The sequence below is a fragment of the Candidatus Termitispirillum reticulitermitis genome, from assembly GCF_054655775.1.
In genome coordinates this window covers 1-3130 of the sequence record NZ_BAAIHG010000100.1, presented here as the reverse complement: position 1 = coordinate 3130, position 3130 = coordinate 1, and the positions used below count along the sequence as shown (strand labels likewise).

At 45.4% G+C, this 3130-nt stretch carries 5 protein-coding genes; 4 read left to right on the top strand and 1 reads right to left on the bottom strand.

Annotated features, from left to right (window positions below; all coding sequences use genetic code 11):
• Genes AC1MDJ_RS07305 through AC1MDJ_RS07290 form a run of 4 tightly spaced genes read left to right on the top strand, consistent with a single transcriptional unit; the run spans window position 1 to window position 2967 of the window.
• Window positions 1-174, top strand: coding sequence for a hypothetical protein (locus tag AC1MDJ_RS07305; protein WP_479690268.1), 174 nt, complete (start codon window positions 1-3; stop codon window positions 172-174).
• Entirely contained in the window at window positions 149-1786 is a 1638-nt protein-coding gene (locus AC1MDJ_RS07300; RefSeq protein ID WP_479690266.1) for a S1 RNA-binding domain-containing protein, read from the top strand. Before AC1MDJ_RS07305 ends, AC1MDJ_RS07300 begins: the two co-directional genes overlap by 26 nt.
• A gap of 27 nt (window positions 1787-1813) precedes the next feature.
• Entirely contained in the window at window positions 1814-2083 is a 270-nt protein-coding gene (gene rpsT / locus AC1MDJ_RS07295) for a 30S ribosomal protein S20 (protein WP_479690265.1), read from the top strand.
• Between the two features lie 17 nt (window positions 2084-2100).
• The gene (locus AC1MDJ_RS07290) at window positions 2101-2967 is read left to right on the top strand and encodes a DUF6731 family protein (protein ID WP_479690264.1); all 867 of its coding nucleotides are present in this window, start codon (window positions 2101-2103) and stop codon (window positions 2965-2967) included.
• Here the strand turns inward: AC1MDJ_RS07290 and AC1MDJ_RS07285 are convergent.
• On the bottom strand, window positions 2954-3130 hold the full coding sequence (locus AC1MDJ_RS07285) for a hypothetical protein (protein ID WP_479690267.1): 177 nt from the start codon (window positions 3128-3130) through the stop codon (window positions 2954-2956). The two genes, AC1MDJ_RS07290 and AC1MDJ_RS07285, sit on opposite strands and share 14 nt — an antisense overlap.

Genomic DNA, 3130 nt, shown 5'->3' with positions numbered 1-3130 from the left:
GTGTTCCATATAGAGTCGGCTGATGAATGTGACGGTGCGTTGCTGGCTGAAAGTTTGTGCGGAACTACAAGTATTGGGATAACCGCAGGGGCTAGCACGCCTGATTATGTGATTGACTGTGTTAGAGAATATATAACGGAGAAATGGGATGGTTCAAGACAAGGCGCATATTGAAGAGACTGACATGAATAACTTTGAGCAGTTATTGCAGGATTCATTGAAACAGCCAACCAAAGGTTCTACAATAAACGGCATAGTGGTGCAGGTGCATGGCGATGATGTAATCGTTGACGCTGGTGTAAAGACAGAGGGGATAGCAAGCAAAAGCGAACTTCCTAATGACGTTAAGGTCGGAGACCGCATAGAGCTAGTGGTGGTCGGCTTTGAAAATGGCGGTTATATGCGCCTTTCCAGCAGAATGTCGGGCGAATACGGCGGCAAAGATATGAAAGACGCTATCGTCAAGGTTCGCGTAGAGTCGTATGTGGACAAAAAGGGGTTTCGTTGCAAAATTGGCGACCAAGATGCGTTTATCCCAGAGAACCATATAGACATAAAGAGTAAGTTGCAACCGATGCAGTCTTATATCGGTAAAGTGTTGTCTGCTAAGGTTCTGAAATCAGGCGGTGGCAAACACCGCTCGGCTTTGGTATCCCATAAAGAATACCTTATAGATATAGAGAGCAAAGAGCGTAAAGAGTTCTTAGGCACTATCAGCATAGGCGATGTCCGTGAGGGCGAAGTTCGCTCGTTGAAAGAATATGGTGCATTTGTGAGTCTAGGGGTAGCAGACGGTTTTATTCATAAGAGCAATATCGTATGGGGACGTCCGCGCAACCCTGCTAAGTTTATGAAAGTCGGCGATAAAATCAATGTGAAAATACTTAATATTGATAGTGAGACTGGCAAGATAGAGCTAGGTTTGAAACAACTAGAAGCAGACCCGTGGGATAGCGTATCTGCAAGATACCCTGTGGGTAGCACCGTGAAAGCTATTACTATTGGGCGCAGGCGCAACGGCTACATAGCCGAGATAGAACCCGGCATTGATGCACTGGTGCCACTAGAAGAGATGAGTTGGCTGAAGAATGCACATTTGCATATTAACTCAAAAGATGTGCTAGATGGGCAGGTGCTGGACTATGACGATGAGCACAAGCGTATAATCTTATCAGTAAAGATGTTGCAGGAGAACCCTTGGAATGGTCTGCGCGAGAATGCGCCTGAGGGTAGCGTAGTGACGGGCATTATAAAGAGTATAACTAACTTCGGCATATTTGTTGATTTCGGACATACAATAGACGGGCTTGTTCACCGTGGCGATATATCATGGAGCGAAGAGCCTGTTGATTTACATACCCTATACAAAGAGGGCGATAGCATTGAGGCTAAGGTTATAAGTATTGACGAAGAACGTGAGCGCATTAGTCTAGGGGTAAAGCAACTGACGCAAAACCCGTGGGAAGATATATCCAGAGGTGGCAAGAAAGCGCACGCTACTGTGACATCTGTTACCAAGAGCGGTATTGAGGTGGAACTATCTGGCGGGTTAAAAACTATCATTTCTGTGTCAGACCTAGCGAGCGACAAGCAGCTGGATGACTACAAGGTGGGCGATACTATAGATGCTGCTGTTGTGAAGGCTGATAGGCGAAATAAATCGGTGGTTCTGTCCGTTAAGAAGTTGGTAGCCGATAGCGAGCGTAAAGAGGCTAAGGAGTATATGAAAAAGCAGAGCGATGAGGCACAAGGTTTCGGCACTATCTTTGCGGATAAGTTAAAATAAGTCATATAATAAGGGATGAGGTGATTTGTGGCACACACATTGTCGGCGTTAAAGCGGATACGTCAGTCTGAAAAGCGTAGACTGAGAAATAGGTCTGAGAAATCAAAGGTTAGAACGGCTGTCAAGAAATACAGTGCGGCTCTTGCTGATGGCGTGGCAGAGAAAGCGAGCGAAGCATTGACGGGTGGCGTCAGTGCGCTATATCGTGCTGTAACAAAGGGTTTGCTCCATAAGAACAATGCTGCACGCAAAGTTTCGCGTATGGTTAAGAAACTGAATGCTCTTAAAAACGCTTAACTGATTGAGTTATAGTTATGTCTTGGTCTAAGAGGGTAACAGTAGCGTATTACACCATTGAAGCTGCGGAAGAGGACTACTTTTCTAAGTTTTATGATAACGCTGAAACAATGCTCTCTACGGGCAACACCGCTAACAACTTTGAATCTGGCGGGACAAAATATAGCTGGAAGTTGATAGAGAAGGTAGATGTTGACAAGACTGCCACCTATTTTTTTTCCGTTGTGCGTGAGCGTCAGTCTTGGCCCCTCTGGGTGCGTGATGAGGGTGTCTATAATGAGCTGTCGTTGTCGGACGGCACGTTGGGCGACATTGCTTATGGCTTTCTCAATGTGGCAAACAGAGCACTAGTTTGTTTTGCTGCAGGGGCGGGCGGTGCAAGCACTGGGTTTAGGAAACTGTTAGGTCAGTTTAGTGAAGATGGGCTTGTGCGTTTGCTCCCGTATTGTGATGAAGAAGCCTATAACAAGGTGCTGGACTGGGATAACTACAAGCAGTTATCTTTCAGCCTTAGTATGCCCACTGGTAGTGAATTGAGCAGTTTTGAGGCAACCGAAGTGGGGACACTAACTAAGATACTTGGCTATCTAGGCGGGCTAAAAGCTGATATAAAGGTATCAGCGGGCAATAAAGAGCTGCTATCAAACGGCGTAGTAAAGGATATAATTCCAACGCTGATTGAAAATGAGATGTGCAAGTCATTGACGGTATCTGGAAGTTCGTTTGAGAACACCAAACCTGAGCGAATAGACTTAAAGAATGCACAGATAAAATATTCTGAAACGATAGAGATGGACGGCAACTATGTGTCAGAATATTTAGCTAAACAGGTATTGAGCCGTGCAGTGAGTGAGCAGCAAAATCTAATATTTAAGCCGAAGTGATGGAATTGGCAGACATGTATGATTCAGGTTCATATGCTCTAACACAGTCAATCACATAATCAGGCGTGCTAGCCCCTGCGGTTATCCCAATACTTGTAGTTCCGCACAAACTTTCAGCCAGCAACGCACCGTCACATTCATCAGCCGACTCTATATGGAACAC